13 protein-coding genes are annotated in these 16,633 nt (G+C 48.2%); 5 read left to right on the top strand and 8 right to left on the bottom strand.

The window, feature by feature from the left end; all coding sequences use genetic code 11:
* Positions 1 to 83: 83 nt before the first annotated feature.
* Positions 84 to 284, top strand: a complete 201-nt coding sequence (locus L0156_25735) for a hypothetical protein (GenBank protein MCI0606400.1) — start codon at positions 84 to 86, stop codon at positions 282 to 284.
* 239 nt (positions 285 to 523) lie between these two features.
* On the opposite strand, the gene L0156_25740 is transcribed toward L0156_25735, so the two are convergent.
* From L0156_25740 to L0156_25765, 6 genes are all read right to left on the bottom strand, one after another.
* Positions 524 to 3,487 (bottom strand): TonB-dependent receptor, encoded by a 2,964-nt coding sequence (locus L0156_25740; protein ID MCI0606401.1) that lies wholly within the window; start codon positions 3,485 to 3,487, stop codon positions 524 to 526.
* Positions 3,488 to 3,673: 186 nt separating this feature from the next.
* Positions 3,674 to 4,051, bottom strand: a complete 378-nt coding sequence (locus L0156_25745) for a LytTR family transcriptional regulator (GenBank protein MCI0606402.1) — start codon at positions 4,049 to 4,051, stop codon at positions 3,674 to 3,676.
* Between the two features lie 166 nt (positions 4,052 to 4,217).
* The gene (locus tag L0156_25750; GenBank protein ID MCI0606403.1) at positions 4,218 to 7,196 is read right to left on the bottom strand and encodes a TonB-dependent receptor; all 2,979 of its coding nucleotides are present in this window, start codon (positions 7,194 to 7,196) and stop codon (positions 4,218 to 4,220) included.
* 257 nt (positions 7,197 to 7,453) lie between these two features.
* Positions 7,454 to 8,248: a response regulator gene (locus L0156_25755; GenBank protein ID MCI0606404.1), complete on the bottom strand. Its 795-nt coding sequence runs from the start codon at positions 8,246 to 8,248 to the stop codon at positions 7,454 to 7,456.
* Positions 8,245 to 10,011 carry a histidine kinase gene (locus L0156_25760; protein ID MCI0606405.1) on the bottom strand — a complete coding sequence of 589 codons (1,767 nt, stop codon included), beginning with the start codon at positions 10,009 to 10,011 and terminating at the stop codon, positions 8,245 to 8,247. The genes L0156_25755 and L0156_25760 overlap by 4 nt, the downstream gene beginning before the upstream one ends.
* Before the next feature lie 125 nt (positions 10,012 to 10,136).
* On the bottom strand, positions 10,137 to 11,546 hold the full coding sequence (locus tag L0156_25765; protein MCI0606406.1) for a VCBS repeat-containing protein: 1,410 nt from the start codon (positions 11,544 to 11,546) through the stop codon (positions 10,137 to 10,139).
* Between the two features lie 225 nt (positions 11,547 to 11,771).
* Between L0156_25765 and L0156_25770 the strand changes: the two genes are divergently transcribed.
* Complete coding sequence (locus L0156_25770; GenBank protein ID MCI0606407.1) at positions 11,772 to 12,677, top strand: ABC transporter ATP-binding protein; 906 nt, start codon at positions 11,772 to 11,774, stop codon at positions 12,675 to 12,677.
* A complete protein-coding gene (locus L0156_25775) occupies positions 12,674 to 13,432 on the top strand; it encodes an ABC transporter permease (protein ID MCI0606408.1) in 759 nt (252 codons plus the stop codon). The genes L0156_25770 and L0156_25775 overlap by 4 nt, the downstream gene beginning before the upstream one ends.
* Positions 13,433 to 13,434: 2 nt before the next feature.
* Here the strand turns inward: L0156_25775 and L0156_25780 are convergent, their stop codons facing one another.
* Both L0156_25780 and L0156_25785 read right to left on the bottom strand, forming a co-directional pair.
* Complete coding sequence (locus tag L0156_25780; GenBank protein ID MCI0606409.1) at positions 13,435 to 13,842, bottom strand: hypothetical protein; 408 nt, start codon at positions 13,840 to 13,842, stop codon at positions 13,435 to 13,437.
* Positions 13,843 to 13,872: 30 nt separating this feature from the next.
* The gene (locus tag L0156_25785) at positions 13,873 to 14,472 is read right to left on the bottom strand and encodes a hypothetical protein (protein ID MCI0606410.1); all 600 of its coding nucleotides are present in this window, start codon (positions 14,470 to 14,472) and stop codon (positions 13,873 to 13,875) included.
* Positions 14,473 to 14,591: 119 nt separating this feature from the next.
* On the opposite strand from L0156_25785, the gene L0156_25790 reads away from it, so the two are divergent.
* Positions 14,592 to 16,091, top strand: coding sequence for an ABC transporter substrate-binding protein (locus L0156_25790; GenBank protein ID MCI0606411.1), 1,500 nt, complete (start codon positions 14,592 to 14,594; stop codon positions 16,089 to 16,091).
* Between the two features lie 3 nt (positions 16,092 to 16,094).
* Positions 16,095 to 16,633: DNA-3-methyladenine glycosylase 2 family protein (locus L0156_25795; protein ID MCI0606412.1), on the top strand; the 539-nt coding region annotated here is incomplete at its 3' end.

Raw genomic sequence — 16,633 nt, forward strand, 5'->3', positions numbered from 1 at the left:
CTTCATGTATTTCAGAATATACAGAAATTATCGATATGTCAATAAATAATGTCGGCCAACCGGTGTGAGATTACACTATTCACATGGAAGGAGAAAAATCATGGGAAAAACCGGTTGTTCACTGGGAATTTTGGTCCCAAGATCCGTCGAAAATCTCTGAGTTCTACGAAAAGGTATTTGATTGGAAGGTGCAGCACATTCCGGAAATGAACTACCGTTTAGTCGAAACGGGAGGCCAGGGAGGCATCAACGGTGGGATTATGACACCCCAGGAGGGTCCGTAGCCCGGAAACATGTCTCTATATATAGATGTAGATAGTTTGGAAACCTGCGTGCAAAAGATCAAGGATGCCGGTGGCAAGATTGTTGTCGAACGCATGGAATCCCCAATGTAGGAGCTTTTTCCTTGTTCGAAGACCCGGACGGCCGGGTGATGGGACTCTGGTTCCAACAGAAACGGTAGAGTCTGTAGCAGGAACGGGCTGAGCATTCGCAAAAAACGCGAATGCGCAGCCCCTACAAATTAGAAGCTGTACTTGAATCCCAAACGAACCGCGCGGGGAGAAAGGTTTTCTTGCAGTTCATTGAAGGTTCTCGTAGTCACACGGCGTTGTCTTTGAACAACGGTGTTTTCATTGGTTACGTTGAACACGTCGATACCAAGAGTGACACGACCGTAATTGGACAGCTCGAACACCTTTTGCAGGTTGAAATCCAACGTGAAGATGTTGTCATAACGGCGTTCACCGATCGGTTCAAGCAAAACCAGCCGGTCGTTCGGAGCGTAGAACAGGAACAGATTTCCTGAACTGACCTGGCCAAAGAGCGGGAAGGGGAAGCCTTGCTGATATCGTATAAACGCGCCCAGGCTCATGTCCCACGGCAATTGATAAATACCGCTTGCCCGAAATGTCCATTCAGCGTACGGAAACACGCCTGTCTTTCCGCTTCCACCGCTCACAAATGCGTAAGGCTGGTCATCGTAGAAGCCAACAAGCGAAGGATCGGCATAAACCGCGCGTGCAGTGATGCCATCACCGGTAACGACGAAGAAAGAATCTCCACCATCATAGTGAGACTTTTGACGCTGCAAAGTGATGAAAGCATTCAGCATGAAGTTATTGCTCATGCGCTTTCTACCGCCAAAATCAACGCCGTCGTAAGTTTGTGTGTAGCCGTCGATGGTTTTCAACAACTGTGTTCCATCATGTTCAAAATTAATATCCATGTACGGAATATCAAACGTTCCAAAATCCGGATGCGCAAAGTGAAAAGTACTGGCCGGAACGTAATCTTCTGCTGTAACACCAAACGGAACTGTCTGAGTGAAGTTGTCGTAAGTCCGGTGAGTAAAGGACACATAAAGCGCTAGATCCTTTACCACTTCCCTTTCGAATCCAACAACAAACTCATCGGTCACGGCGGACTCGATATCACCGATTCTTCTGAGAGAGTCGAACTGATTCTGATTAAATGGACCTGGAGCTGCTCCACCGTAGTAACCTCCTACGGAATCGATCTCATTGGGAGTGATGATTCGGTCACCGTTCAAATTCGTGTAGTACAAAACCACTCCGTTGTAGGTGTATGTCGGATTGGCGTATGTATTGTAGAACGGTGTATAGCCGTCGTAGTAGCGCGCATAGTTGCCGCGCATAACGGTTTTGCCGTCTCCGGTAATGTCGTACGTTGCTCCGAGGCGCGGAGAAATATCGGTAAAAACATCACTACGATCATTTCCAGCAAAGTCTACGCCGGATATGAATTCGTCGAATCCTGCCGGAGCGGGAATCGATGCTGCGAGGTTTTCTCCTGATCCACTATCAACGCGAAATCCAAGATTCAACGTTAAGCGATCTTTGCGCCATGTGTCTATTAGGTAACCACTCGTGCGATAGTAATTCATCTCACCGTTGATAAAACGCTGAGCATAGATGCCACCAGAAATCAGTGGACCGCCTGAAGTCTGCTGATAGTAGTCAATAATCAGCGCGCCATTGCCATAGCTGCTGAATGTATGACCTTCGGACGTTTTGTATTCAAATCCGAATTTGAATTCATGATCGCCACCGGCCCAGTCTTCTTTGAACCAGTTCACATCCGCGTTGAAATCATGTGAGGGACGATCAATCGGGCTGACATTAAACGAGGTATCTTCCCAGTGCGGAATTGCCGCAAGGAAGATCATCGGAACCTCACAGGGCGCGCCGGCTGAGCAATTTCCACCATTCGGAGAAAGCTCAAAGCTCAATCCTATGTAGCCATAGCGACCGTTCATGATCGTATGGTCATTCGGAATGTAAGTATGCTGGCCGGTCCAGATTCCTTCGAGAATCGTACCGGGACTTCCCTGCTGCCACAATGTTTCCTGTGCCTGTGTTGGCGGATCGAAACCACGGCCATCTTTTTCCTTCGCGCCGTCAAAGTATGCAAACTGCGATTCGTTCGCGGGATTCGCATTGAAATTCACTTTGAGATTCAAGTCGGTTAACTTCGTCTTGTCACTCAGTGATTCTCCAGTTTTCGGATCAGTCACCCTTGTGAAAAGATCGATCTGGTTCCTGCGCCATGCAGCCCACGCAAAGAGTCTGTCCTTTATAACCGGACCGCCGATGTCGAAACCCACATCGTAAACTTGATCGATTCTGTTGGAGCGTTCTACTCCCAGCGCAATCAGTTCATCAGGAGTATTGTTGCTCTGCAAAGAATCGTTGACAAAATAGTAAGAAGCATTCGCTTCCCACCTGTTGCCGGCGCGTCTGGTAACAAGGTTCACTACAACACCCTTCGATCCCACGGATGCATCCATACCACCGGATTGAATTTGAATTTCTTCAAACGCATCAAAGTCGTAGTAGGTGGGCGTCGCGCCGAGCGCAATCGGATCCGTTGCGTTCACGCCGTCGTAGTTCCAGGCGTTGTCTGCAAATGAAGCTCCACGGGTAAAAAAACCGGTCTGCTGTCCCGATTCGGAACCAGCAATGTTGATGCGGTCATTATCAATGCCGGGCGTTTGTTCAATCATGGTCCAGGGGTCGCGACCACTGGGAACTTTTTGCATATATTCGCGGCTGAATGTGGTTTCATTCCCCGTTTTCGTACGACTAACAAGCTCCGCATCATCGATGGTAATCGTAATTTCATCCTTGAATGAGGCCTTGAGTTTCGCCTCCAGGTTTACCGAACCACCAATCGAAACTTGAACAGCTTCATGCTTCAGTTCCGTAAAATCTTCCAACGAAAATGTTACGGAGTATTTTCCGGGAGAAAGATTTGCGAACCGAAATGCTCCACTCGGACCACTGATCGCCATCTGAGCCGGCGTCGAATCAGATTCAATCGTGATACTGACGCCGGGTAGCGGTCCGCCATCTTCGTCAATCACCTTTCCATAGATTGTTCCTGATTTAGTTGAGACCTGGGAAAAGGCCGCGCTGATGAAGACGATCATTCCCAGTACAACTATCAGAAAAAACTTCTTATTCATATTTCCTCCTTAAGGCTCCTTTCCTTTCGAATACGTTAGTAGCCAGTGCAACCGCTCGGCCACTTTCCGGAAATTTGGGTGAATTGCTTGAAGAATGTTACAGGTTGCTAAAGGATGGAAAGTTTTAAATAGAATGATTCAATCAGTTGGATTAAATCGTGGGGATGAATCCAATTTTTGCGCAGTTCACAACTGTTTGAGGGATTGCTCCAGTACGAATTTCCGGTCACGGCTGACGCGCACTTCTGTCCCATCGCGCATTACAGCCAGGCGGTCTCCAAACCGTCTGCTTCTGAGCTCACGGACTCGATTCAAGTTAATGATCGTAGAGCGGTGAATGCGAAGAAATTTTTGAGGGTCCAGCCTTGCTTCCAGGCGCGTCATGCTTTCGCGCATCAAATAGGATCCGGAAATCGTGTGCAGGATAACGTAATTATCCGCGGCTTCGATCCAGTCTATTTCCTGTGTTTCGACATAAATAACATGTCTCACCGACCGGATCTCCAGACGGGATGGATAATCACCCATGACCGTTAAACGAAATGCAAGTTGCGTTCCACACATCAAAAAGGAAAGGGGCAATCACCGTTGATTGCCCCTTTGTCTCCGCTTCTAACGGAGAAGCCATGAGTACGGTAGGGGCGCCGCATTTGTAAAAAACACAAATGCTGCGCCCGAATAAAACCGGGCTGAGCATTCACAAAAGACGCGAATGCGCAGCCCCTACAAATTAGAAGCTGTACTTGAAACCCAAACGAACTGCGCGAGGCGAGAGGTTCTCTTGCAATGCGTTGAAGGTACCAGTAGTTACACGGCGTTCTCTCTGAATAACGGTGTTGCTATTGGTTACGTTGAACACGTCAACGCCCAATGTGATACGACCGTAATCGGAGAGTTCAAGCACCTTCTGTACGTTCAGATCCAACGTGAAGATGTTTTCATAACGACGCGCGCCGATTGGTTCCAGCAGGATCAAGCGTCCGGCTGCGTAGAAGTTTGACAGGTTAAGACCTGAGCCAACCTGACCGAACAGAGGCTGAGGGAATCCCTGCTGATAACGGATGAATCCGCCAAAGCTGAGATCCCAGGGAGCTTGATAGATACCGCTTGCGCGAAAGGTCCATTCAGCGTACGGAAACACACCAGTTTTGCCGCTGCCGCCGCTGACAAATGCATACGGCTGGTCATCGTAAAATCCAGGAACAAGCGAAGGATCGGCGTAAACAGTTCTGGCGCCGATACCGTCACCTGTGACGACAAAGAAAGAATCTCCACCGTCATAGTGGGCTTTCTGGCGCTGCAGAGTGATGAAGGCATTCAACATGAAGTTGTTGCTCATGCGCTTTCTGACGCCCAAATCAACACCATCGTAGGTCTGGGTGTAGCCGTCAATTGTCTTCAGAATCTGTGTGCCATCATGTTCGAAAGCGATGTCACTGAATGGAATGTCAAACGTTCCAAAATCCGGATGGGCGAAATGGAACACTCCCACTGGAACGTAATCCTCAGCAGTTACACCGAAAGGTACCGGCTGGGTGAACTTGTCGTAGTTGCGGTGAGTAAAAGATACGAACGCTGCGAGGTCTTTAATCACTTCCCGTTCGAACCCTAATACAAACTCATCTGTCACCGCAGATTCGATATCACCAATTCGCTTTAAGGCATCGAACTGGGCTTGATCGAATGGACCGGGGGCTGCTCCACCGTAATATCCACCTACAACAACCTCGTTGGGTGTGATGATTCGGTCACCGTTCAGGTTCTCGTAATATAGGATGACCCCGTTATACGAATAGGTTGGATTCGCGTACGTATCGTAGAAAACTGTGTAACCATCGTAATAGCGGGCAAAGTTGCCACGAACGATGGTTTTGCCGTCGCCGGTTACATCATATGTGGCTCCGATACGCGGAGAGATATCTGTGTAAACGTCACTGCGGTCATTTCCTGCGAAATCTACGCCGGAAATGAATACATCAAATCCGCCAGGTGCAGGAATGGAAGCTGCCTGGTTTTCACCAGATGCACTGTCCACACGGAATCCGAGGTTCAACGTTAACCGATCCAGGCGCCATGTGTCTGTCGCATAACCGCTGGCACGATAGTAATTCACCGTACCGTTGAGAAACCGTTGCGCATAAATGGCGCCGTACGTCAGTGGACCACGTGCTTGAGTCTGACCATAGTCAACAATCAACGCGCCATTTCCATAGCTACTGAATGTATGACCTTCGGACGCTTTATATTCGAAACCGAACTTGAACTCATGATCGCCACCGCCCCAGTTCTCTTTGAACCAGTTCACGTCTGCGTTGAAATCATGGGTTGGACGATCAATCGGGCTCACGTTAAAAGATGTATCTTCCCAGCGCGGAACTGCTGCCAGGTAGATCATCGGAATTTCGCATGGCTTATTCGCTTCGCAACCGCCCCCATTGGGAGCAAGCTCAAAGCTATTTCCAATGTAACCATAACGGCCGTTTACGATCGTATGGTCATTAGGAATGAACGTATGCTGACCGGTCCAGATTCCTTTCAGAATCGTTCCGGGGTTGCCCTGCTGCCATAAGGTTTCTTCCGACTGAGTCGGTGGAATGAAACCACGGCCATCCTTTTCCTTCGCTCCGTCAAAGTATCCAAACTGCGATTCATTGGCGGCATTCGCATTGAAATTCGCTTTAAAGTTGATATCAGTCAACTTTGTCTTATCAGAGATCGATTCTCCCGTAAATGGATTGGTCGATCTGGTGAAAAGATCGATCTGGTTTCTCCGATAGGCACCCCATGCAAAAAGCCTGTCTTTTACAATCGGGCCACCGATGTCGAAGCCCCAATCATAGACCTGATCGATCCGGTTCGACCGGATCCGCTGTTGGCCGGCGATCGGCGGAAGATCGAGCAGTTCTTGCGGAGTGTTGTCACTCTGCAGAGAATCGTTCACGAAATAGTACGAAGCATTCGCTTCCCACTTATTTCCGGCCCGCTTGGTAACAAGGTTTACGACAACACCCTTTGCTCCAACCGATGCATCCATACCTCCAGATTGAATCTGGATTTCTTCGAAAGCATCGAAGTCGAAGTAAGTGGGCGTTGTGCCAAGTGCGAGAGGATCCGTTGTGTTCACGCCATCATAGTTCCAGACGTTATCTGCATCGGAAGCGCCTCTGGCGAAGAAACCGGTTTGTTGTCCCGATTCGGAACCCGCAATGTTAATACGGTCATTATCAACACCGGGGGTCTGTTCGATGATGACCCACGGGTCGCGACCGCTGGGAACTTTATCCAAGTATTCACGGTTGAATGTGGATTCATTACCGGTCTTCTTGGTGTCCACCACCGGTGTATCAGCGACAACGACAAATTCCTCTGCCAGTGTCGGCTTCAACGTGATTTCCAGATTCACCGAACCGGCGATGGAAACCCGCACGTCTTCTTGACGCACTTCTGTGAAGCCTTCTATCGTAAACGTCACAGCGTAGGTTCCCGGAGGCAGGTTCGCGAAACGGAAACCGCCGGTCGGACCACTCGTTGCGACCTGAGGCTGAATCTCAGAAGATTCAAGCGTGATACTTACGCCGGGTAACGGCGCGCCTTTGTCGTCAACGACTTTGCCGAAAATGGATCCTGCTCTTGTTGCCACCTGAGAAAAGGCTGGAACAGCTATCAGAATCATTCCCAGTGCAACGATCAGCAAGAACTTTTTATTCATGTTTCCTCCTTAAAGTTGATTCATTCGAATACTTTAGTAGTTGTTTTGAACACCTCCGGCTGTTGCAACCGCCTCGCCACTTTTTCAGGATTTGGGCGAACTACTGAGAATTGTCATCAATTGCAAAGAATTGGGGTGAGCGGAAATCGAAGGATCCGCCCGATTCAAACTGTTGGATCATGCAGGTTGTTGAAATCCAAATAATCGATGTAGCGCGGACGTCGCGTCTGCGCAGTTCCGCAGGCGGGACGCCCGCGCTACTTTGTTTTCAGGGATTCTTCCAGCTTGAGTTTCTGAGATCGACTGGCTCGCACTTCTCTGCCATTCTGCAGCACAACAATGCGGGCGCCGAAGCGTGTGGTTTTGAGCTCACGAACGCGATCCAAATTGATAATGGCGCAACGGTGCACGCGGATGAATTTTCCGGGATCCATCTGTGTCTGGATCCGGTTCATGCTTTCGCGCATTAAATGAGATCCGGACGGAGTATGAAAAACCACATAGTTATCCGCAGCTTCAATCCAATCTACGTCCTGAACCTCTACATAACTGATGTGGCCGGCTGATCGTATTTCTAAACGGGCGGGATACACAGCTGTCCGGCGCCGCTCCTTATCCCGGTACTCGGACAACAAGGCAGAGACCTGCTCCATAAACTGACTCTGGTAAAGCAGCCGAATCCGGGATTTTGCATGCTGCAATGCTTTCTTGAACCGTTCTTCATCAAAGGGCTTCAGAAGATAGTCGAGAGCGTGCACCTCGAAAGCCTGAATGGCAAATTCATCGTAAGCTGTTACAAATATAATGAAGGGAACTTTGTCAGTATCAAGTGATTGAAGCATCTCAAAACCGTTCATCCCCGGCATTTGAACATCTAGAAACAGAAGATCTGGCTGCAGCTGATGAACCAGGTCCAATGCAGGCAATCCGCCTCCGCATTGTTCAATCACTTTGATTTCCGGGTCATTTCCCAGGTAACGCAGGATGATGCGTCGGGCCAGCGGCTCATCATCCACGATGATGGCCGTAATCTGTTGCACCGCGGTTGTCATGCGACTTCCCGTTTTGTAGATTCGACTGGAATCTCAATCAATACCCTGAAGCCATTTGCCGAATTTCCCGCTTCAAAACGAAAAGAGCCACCGTAAAAATTCAGTAAGCGTTCGCGTGTGTTTGACATCCCGATTCCCTCTTTCAAATTCGTTTGTGCTATACCCGGTCCATTGTCCTCCACGCATATGTGCAAATTGCGTTCCACTATCGAGGCTTTAATCTGGATTTCGCCCTGCTGCATCCTGCGAGCGATTCCATGCTTGATTGCATTCTCCACAAGTGGTTGCAAAATCAAGTTAGGCACAGGAACTCCCAACGCTGCGGGATCTGCCTCAACATTAACTACAAGTCGGTCTTGAAAGCGGGTTTTCTGTATATCGAGATAGTATTTCAAGAATTCAAGCTCTTTCTGCAACAGCACTTTCTGTACAGTCATCTGCTGAAGGGTCAACTGGAAAAAGTTCTTCAACTGTTGCAGCATCCTTTGCGCCGCATCACGGTCTTCCTGAATCAGGCCGATCAGAGCATGGAGCGTATTAAATAAGAAATGAGGGTGGAGCTGCATATTCAGCGCCTGTAGATGAGCTGAAGATAGCTGGAGCTGAAGAGAAGATACAGTCAGTTCTCTTTGAACGTAACGAGAGTAATAACGATTTGCGGTTACAAAGAAAACAAAACTCCAGTAAATCAAAAGGTGTTTGGTGAGCCCTGCGCCGGTAGCATCCAGCAAAAGATCTTTCGACGGCTTCCCCGTCATTTCGTTGATTGCATTCTGTGTGATCACTGCTGAGATCATCGTAAAAATCCAAACTGACAAACTGAGAGGTATGTGAACGGAAAGACTCTTCGCCAACTGTTTTGATTCCAATGGAAAACGTTCGCACAGTCGCAACAAGAAAGGTGTTAGTACTGCCCACAGAAGCCACGGAGCATTCAAGAAGACAAGGCCGGTCCATGACAAAGAACTGCCCTGCATGAAACGGAGCAGTTCCATGCGCGCAGTAAAAAACAGACCTACAACAATCCAGCACAGGGACATCCATCCCCACTGAATCTCGGCTGGTTTCTCCGAAGGACCGCAAGGACTGGGGAGCGACTTCCTATCAACAGGGAAACTTATTGAGCTGCGCAAATTGTCAGCTAGTTTTACAATTTTTTGTGTGGCCTTCTTAGTATCCTGATGAATCAGCGCCGCAATCTCCGAAAAAGCGCGGAAAATCAGCTCCGGATTGATTCGAGTCTTCAAGGCCTTCACACGCGCCTGAGCCAGTTCTGATTCGAGATGGACAACTTTTAATTCTTCACCCCGCAATCGGTGGTAAACGGCAAGCATGTGACAGATAGTCGCAATCACCAGATAAGCAGGAATGCGCCAGGTCAGCTTGTAAATAGTCGGACCCAGGTCCGCAAAATTCAAAGGTGGACAAGGATATCCGAGGAAACTAAACATCAGTTCGCCGAGGTAAAACTGTCCGCAAAGATGAGTCGCGGCTACCACAATACTGGCAAGAATATGAAGAATTCCGTGCCGGAGAACTTTTCCCTTTTTTAAAGGATAGTGACGCACAAGGTAGGCGATCGGCGCGATCAGGAGAAGCCAGAGGTAAGAACCGATAAACTCCCAGTAAGCATACCTTAAGTCGAAAGGTCGGTCCCACAGATACAAGCCTGTGAAGGAGTCAATCGTTGTTGCGAAGCCAAAGATAGTGGCGACAATGAATAGGTTTGCTGCAAAAAGAATCCTGCGATCACGAAACGCCATGAACATTGCTCATGACTTCTACCGTATCACAAAGGAATCACGGGATCGTTTTCACAGGGGTGAATTGCTACGAAAATGACGTGAACGGAGCTGTGGTGCGGGCGGCCCCGCCCGCGCCACCACAATTAGAAGGTTACGGACAATTCAGCAGAACAAGAATCAAAAGGAGCGACTTCGCATACTTTGTACTTTAATGTCTGCCCTTTCACTTTGCTGACATCGTCCCAGTGATAGCCGTCATTTGCGGTTGTCAAAAATTTACGGCCGTTGCGGAAGACCGTAAGCGAACCGGACCGCACGTCACTCCAATTCAAAAAGACCAGGCGCTGGCGATTGCTAATTACTCCCTTTACAAAGAACGGAACTTCGATCTTGTTAGGTACGGTTGTTGGAGGAGGAGTGGCACAGGCCTGCGCCTGGTTTAGATACACGGCTAAGTTCTCAGTGAAATGATTCAACACAAGGACATCGTTTTTTCCATCACGATTCAGATCGGCCACTGCTACATCATTCGGAGTTTGGCCGGTTGCATGACGGTTCGGTGGAGAAAAAGCTTTGTTCCCCTGATTCAAGAAAATGAGTAGGTCATAACCATTACGATTCACAATTGCGAGATCCTCCAGGCGATCCTGATTCAAATCGCCACTCGCGATACCGTCTGGACCAGAACCAGCCCCAAGAGCAGCTCGCGCCGGAAAAACTCCGGAACCATCATTCCACAATAGTGATACGTTGTTGCTGTAGAAATTTGCGGTGGCAATATCCAGATCACGATCGCCATCCAGGTCTGCAAGAACAAGATCGTGAGGATTATCGCCAGTGCTATAGCCGCCCGTATTTGAAAAAGTTCCATTTCCATCATTGAAAACCAAGGCGACATTGGAAATTCCAACATTCAGGAACGCAATATCCTGATCCAGATCTCCATCCAGATCACCCGATGCCAGTTCACCCGATGTGTATCCCTGGCCGAAAGAGCCATTCATAGCAAAACGACCCTGGCCATCATTTAACAAGACAGTTGTTTTAAAACAGGTGCTTGTCACAGCAATGTCTCTTGTGGAATCCTGATTCAAGTTAGCTGCTGTAAGATAGGCAACATGTCCGCACGCCCTGAAATTGGCGGGCGCATCGAAGGCGGCATTCCCACGATTCCTGGCAAAGGAGACCACTCCAAGGTTCTCGCCCCATGTTGCCGCCACATCGTTCCGCCCGTCTCCATCAAAATCTGAAATGGCGAAATCCACCATACTGGGAAAACCCGGCCACGACCCATCTGTTGTTGCCGGCCACATCTTCGCAAAGTTTAAAAAGGAGGAAAAACAACCAGCGCCGTTATTTAGAAATACTCTTAAATGACCTTGACGATTCAAAACCGCAACATCCGGATCGCCATCTTGATCAAGATCGCCAACCGCAAGGCTTACAGGAATGGCTCCTGCATTGTAAAACACCGGTTGCGAAAGATTGACTTCAGCATCGGCTGCTATTGTTAGAAGGAACGGAATGAAAAACAACTTGAAATAGCTACGCATGTTAACTCCTCCGGATGTGCTCTTGCTTTCAATACTATTCAGCGCGGAGCCAGAAGGTATTATGAGAATGTTAAAAAGTGTTATGCGTTTGTTAATTCTTCGCGGAACGGAGCGTAGGCGTCCTCGCCTGCATTATGGGCCGCAGGCTTCTAGCATGCTCAAAAGATTTCATCTAAAATTTCCTGAATGCATACAATCGAGACTCAAAATCTTTCGCGCAGTTTCATGACGAAAGATAAACGTAAGATCTTTGCCGTAAAGGAGCTCAACCTGCGTGTCTCCGCCGGCCAGATCTTCGGGTTACTGGGGCCGAACGGCGCAGGAAAAACAACTCTGGTGCGGATGCTCACAACCATCCTCCGGCCTGATTCAGGGACAGCGAGAATTATGGGACATGACATCCTTCAAAATCCTGTGGCAGTCCGGAAACAGATCTCCGTTGTGTTGCAGGAAACTGCTGTGGAACCGCTTTCGTCCGTGCGGGACAATCTTTTGATTTACGGGGTTCTTCACGGGCTCACCCTCAAAACTGTAACGAAAAGAATGGAGTCTTTGCTGGAGCAATTTGACTTAAAAGACAAACAAAAGGAAATCGCCCAGGATCTGAGCATGGGGACCCGGCGCAGACTTCAAGTTGCAAAAATACTTCTTGTAGACGCTCCTGTAATCTTTCTGGATGAAGCAACCACCGGCATGGATCCTCTGGTGAAAAGAAGCACTCTCGAAGTATTCAAGAAGCTCGCAAATGATGGAAAAACAATTCTGCTCACCACACAACTTCTGAACGAAGCGGAAGCGCTCTGCGACGAAATCGCAATCCTGAACAAGGGACAAACGATTGCAAGTGGAGATTTTTATACGCTCAAGAATCTAACGCAGAAACGTTTTCACATCAGTCTGACGGTGGAAACGCCGGAAGGAATTGAAGAAAAATTAAAAGTTCTGCAGCCGCAGGCGCTCAGCGTAAAAGGGGATGTGATTGAAATGAATGTGATCGGAGAGGAAGCGTCCATACTTGCGGCTCTTGCTCAGTTGTCGCAAGAAACCAAAATAGATCATTTTGAGATGCGCGGTGTGGATCTGGAAGATATTTTCATCGACTTGATTCAGTCACGTTCTGAGCAATCATGACAGGTTTCCTGCGAGTCCTCTACCGCGAATACAAATTTCGCATCACGAACGTAGCGTTCCTCATCTGGGATATTTTCGTGCCTATTGCGTACCTGTTGATCTTTGGTTACGGTTTTCAACAATCGATCGGTGGAAGTTTTGCGGGAAGCAGCGAAGACTATGCTTCCTTTTTCGTTCCTGGAATCTTATCCATGACCTGTTTTGGCGTGGCGATGAATACATCGTGGCGGTTCTTTATGGAACGCGAAAATGGAATCTTCTATGAGCTTCTTACTTATCCGGTAAGCCGCACGGAGCTGGTGATTGGAAAAATTCTATTCAATATCGGGTTGAGTCTTGCAGGGAATTTTCTCGTTCTGCTGGCAGGATCATTGATCTTGAACGTTCGGATCAGAAATGAGTTCGCGCCATGGATCTTCCTATTCACATCTATAGGCACAGCAGCATGGTTTTTCTTCTTCGCTTCGCTCGCATTGCGGATCCGGCGGATGGATATTTTTAATACCATCACCAGCCTTTGCTACATTTTGCTAATGTTCGCAAGCAGCATGTTCTATCCACTGGAAAGGCTCCCTAACTGGTTTCGATGGATCGCGCGCGTGAATCCGGTAACCTGGCTGACCGATTTATTTCGATTCGCAACGCTTGGCTCAGGAAATGCAACACTTCTCTTGATCCAAGGAGCGCTCCTTTTCGGATTCACGATCTGCGTATTCATGATGGCACTCTACGCTCTCGACCACGCTGCCGAATAGAATCAAAGTATCCGCTTTGCCCGGACAAATCCGCCAAGCATCGCCGCAGGAATTGTGATGATGTGTGAAATCGTTGTAAACCAGCCAGGTATCGCCTGGGCCGATCCGATCTGAGAACACCCAAGACCGGTAAGTATGCTGAGAACTCCAACTATCACAGAATGCAGAATCTCTCTGCGACCAGCGATACGCGCCGCAACATATCCTCCCACCACTGTGAAGAGTAGACCGAAGATTAGTGAATAAATGAGAAAATCCTTTGAATTGAAAACATCCTGGACTTTATGCTGGTTGCCTGAAACTCCGTAGGCAACTCCGATAAGAACAGTCAAACCGGTTATAAATATTGTGCTGGCAGCAATGTCAATTCCCCAACCGACCAGCACCGCCTTCCAGTTTATTGAATTCATACAAACCCTAAAAATAGTTGACTTTGTCAACTATTTTAACAATACGGCTAACTTATCGTCATCATCATCTTCTTCTTCGTCTTCGTCTTCTTCGTCATCCTCCTCATCATCATCTTCTTCCGCTTCCGCTTGCTGGCTCAGTTCCTGCAAAATCTTCAGATCCTTATCAACTGTCTTAAAAGCTTCTTCGTGCTTCGCAAAGAAATCTGTGTTCGCTTTGGAATATCCTTCAGGTAGCTTTCCACCCGATTTCAGCACGATATGCCCGGTCGCTCCGTAGATCATAGCCAAATGGAAGACCCAGTATTCGCGAGAGGTCATGCCCGCATCTTCGACAGCTTTTTTCACTCCGGGAATCTTATCGAATTCTTTAGCAAGTTTTGTTAAACCAGCACCTTCTTCCGCATCAACGACCGGGGGTTTCTGCCAGATCTTTATGTCCTTTTGGGCTAGAGCTACCAGGTTCCTGGTTGCTTGTCCAAATTGCGCTAGTTTCTTTTCCGTCAATTGATAGCTGTTCACCTCACGTTCATCTGCCTTCGACAAATCTGCGCCGGCTTGCGGCGCCGCAAAGACGATGAACAGGGCGGCAAGCACCGCACCTACAGTGAACTTTTGCAGGTGTAACATTTTCCCCACTCCTTATTACAATTTTTCTTTGTGAATGAATACTGTAACGGAATTTGCTTCATAAAGCACGCCCAAATTCCAGGAAGCAACTTGCTATTTGAAATGCAGCAATTGCATATATGATCATAGAGACAATGTTCAGGAAGCTGATTGTTTTTCCGGTTCTATTCTTGTTTTCCTTCCCCGCTTGTGAACAACCTACGAATACTAAAGATGATTCGCTTACAGTCCTATTATGGGATGCCCCTCAAACTCAGAACCCCAATCAAGATTACGATTCAGTAACAGATTCGGTTTTGTTTAACGTCTTTGAGCCGCTTGTTCTGCTGGATAAGGACCTGCATCTGAAGCCTGGCCTTGCAGTTTCCTGGGAAAATCCGCAACCTGAGGTTTGGCGTTTTCATCTTCGAAAAGGTGTCCACTTCCATGATGGGACGCCCTTGACCGCCGAAATTGTGCGCCAGTCTTTTACACATATAAAGGATGCAGGCTACGAAACTTCCAGTTTTCTGCGACCGGTAAAAGACTTCGTGCCGGTAGACAATCTTACGATCGATTTGATTACGGAAACGTCCTATGTGCTTCCGATTAAGCTTCCCTTTCTCTACGTCTTCGTCAAAAAAGAGACAGGCTCTTTCCCTTTTGTAGGAACAGGGCCGTATCGTGTGACCGTATGGGAACCGCCGAACGATATGCAGCTACAGTTTTACGAAAATTATTGGGGAGGAATGCCTGAATTCAAATCTGTGCAATTCAGGTCCGTGCCAAGCGCTATCAAACGCTGGCAAATGCTCGCCCACGGTCAGGCGGATATCATCTATTCGATTGCATCTTATATGGCCCAGGGCCCTGTTGAGCGGGTCCAGGTTTTTCGAAGGACAGGTTTGGCGGTTTACTATCTTGGATTTCATCTGCGAAAGGATGAATCCAATCCATTTCAAGATCTACGAGTAAGAAAAGCGATTGCGTTCGCAATCAACAAGCCAGAGCTGGTGAGAAAGATTCTGCAGGGCTACGGATCAGTCCCTACACAACCGGTTGCTCCGATTGTTTTCGGTTACCATCCCGACATTGCGATGCCTCATTACGATCTTCGTTCAGCGCAAAAACTGATGGAAGAAGCGAACTATGCAAACGGATTTGATTCCCGCTTTGATTTCAGCGAATCGCGCGTGAGAGAAGCCATGTTTGTCAAGAATCAGCTGGAGAAGATCCGGATCAGGCTCGCATTAAATTCCATGCCGCGGAGCTCAGTCTACGATCTTGTTGAGCAGGGAAAAAGCGATTTGTTTCTGGTAGGTTGGGATTGCAGCAGCGGGGATGCGGGAGAGTTTTACGAATTCAACCTGCACACGCCCGATGGCACTTATGGAATGGGCAATTACGGCCGGTATTCAAATCCCGAGCTGGATAGTATCTGCGAGCGCCACAACCAGGTGCTTAGTGATCGTGAGAGAAAGAAAATGTTGCACCGCGCGGCAGAAATTGTTATCCAGGACGTTCCGGTGATTCCCGTTTTTATGGAAGATGATCTTTATGCTCTCAAGGACTCTCTCGTTTTTGAGCCGCGAGCTGAAGGTCAGATTCGAATTTTTGATGTGAAACATAAAAAGGATTGAGGTATGCGAAAAGCAGTTCTTCATCTGAAAGCAAACGATCCTGTGATCGCCGGAATTATCAAACGCGTAGGACCTCTCAAGCCTGCTTATGCCGAACCGACATTTGAATCGCTAACGCGCGCGATTGTGTACCAGCAGTTGAACGGAAAAGCGGCGCGGACCATTTATGAGCGCTTTGAACTTGCGGCCGGCGGTAAGGTAACTCCGGAATCTGTTCTGTCGTTAACCGAAGAGGAGATGCGAAAAGCGGGACTGTCGAAACAAAAACTCAGTTACATACGGGATCTTGCCGCGAAAACAAAAAATGGTGAAGTGAATTTCGAACAATTGCCAGGATTGAAAGATGAGGATGTTATTGAACATCTCACGCGCGTGAAAGGCATAGGCGTGTGGTCCGCCCAAATGTTTTTGATGTTTGCATTGCGCCGTCCTAACGTCCTGCCGACAGGAGATTATGGAATCCGCGCTGCCATTCAAAAAGCGTACAGGAAACGCACCCTTCCAGGTCCTGATCAAATGATCAAACTTGCCAGAAAATGGGA

The sequence above is a fragment of the bacterium genome, from assembly GCA_022616075.1.
Classification (GTDB): Bacteria; Acidobacteriota; HRBIN11; order JAKEFK01; family JAKEFK01; genus JAKEFK01.

Coding starts and splice junctions, on each gene's coding strand:
- L0156_25760 (MCI0606405.1), bottom strand. CDS start 10,011: ATGGCGTTTCGTGATCGCAGGATTCTTTTTGCAGCAAACCTATTCATT.
- L0156_25735 (MCI0606400.1), top strand. CDS start 84: ATGGAAGGAGAAAAATCATGGGAAAAACCGGTTGTTCACTGGGAATTT.
- L0156_25755 (MCI0606404.1), bottom strand. CDS start 8,248: ATGACAACCGCGGTGCAACAGATTACGGCCATCATCGTGGATGATGAG.
- L0156_25750 (MCI0606403.1), bottom strand. CDS start 7,196: ATGAATAAAAAGTTCTTGCTGATCGTTGCACTGGGAATGATTCTGATA.
- L0156_25740 (MCI0606401.1), bottom strand. CDS start 3,487: ATGAATAAGAAGTTTTTTCTGATAGTTGTACTGGGAATGATCGTCTTC.
- L0156_25785 (MCI0606410.1), bottom strand. CDS start 14,472: ATGTTACACCTGCAAAAGTTCACTGTAGGTGCGGTGCTTGCCGCCCTG.
- L0156_25790 (MCI0606411.1), top strand. CDS start 14,592: ATGATCATAGAGACAATGTTCAGGAAGCTGATTGTTTTTCCGGTTCTA.
- L0156_25745 (MCI0606402.1), bottom strand. CDS start 4,051: ATGTGTGGAACGCAACTTGCATTTCGTTTAACGGTCATGGGTGATTAT.
- L0156_25770 (MCI0606407.1), top strand. CDS start 11,772: ATGACGAAAGATAAACGTAAGATCTTTGCCGTAAAGGAGCTCAACCTG.
- L0156_25780 (MCI0606409.1), bottom strand. CDS start 13,842: ATGAATTCAATAAACTGGAAGGCGGTGCTGGTCGGTTGGGGAATTGAC.
- L0156_25775 (MCI0606408.1), top strand. CDS start 12,674: ATGACAGGTTTCCTGCGAGTCCTCTACCGCGAATACAAATTTCGCATC.
- L0156_25765 (MCI0606406.1), bottom strand. CDS start 11,546: ATGCGTAGCTATTTCAAGTTGTTTTTCATTCCGTTCCTTCTAACAATA.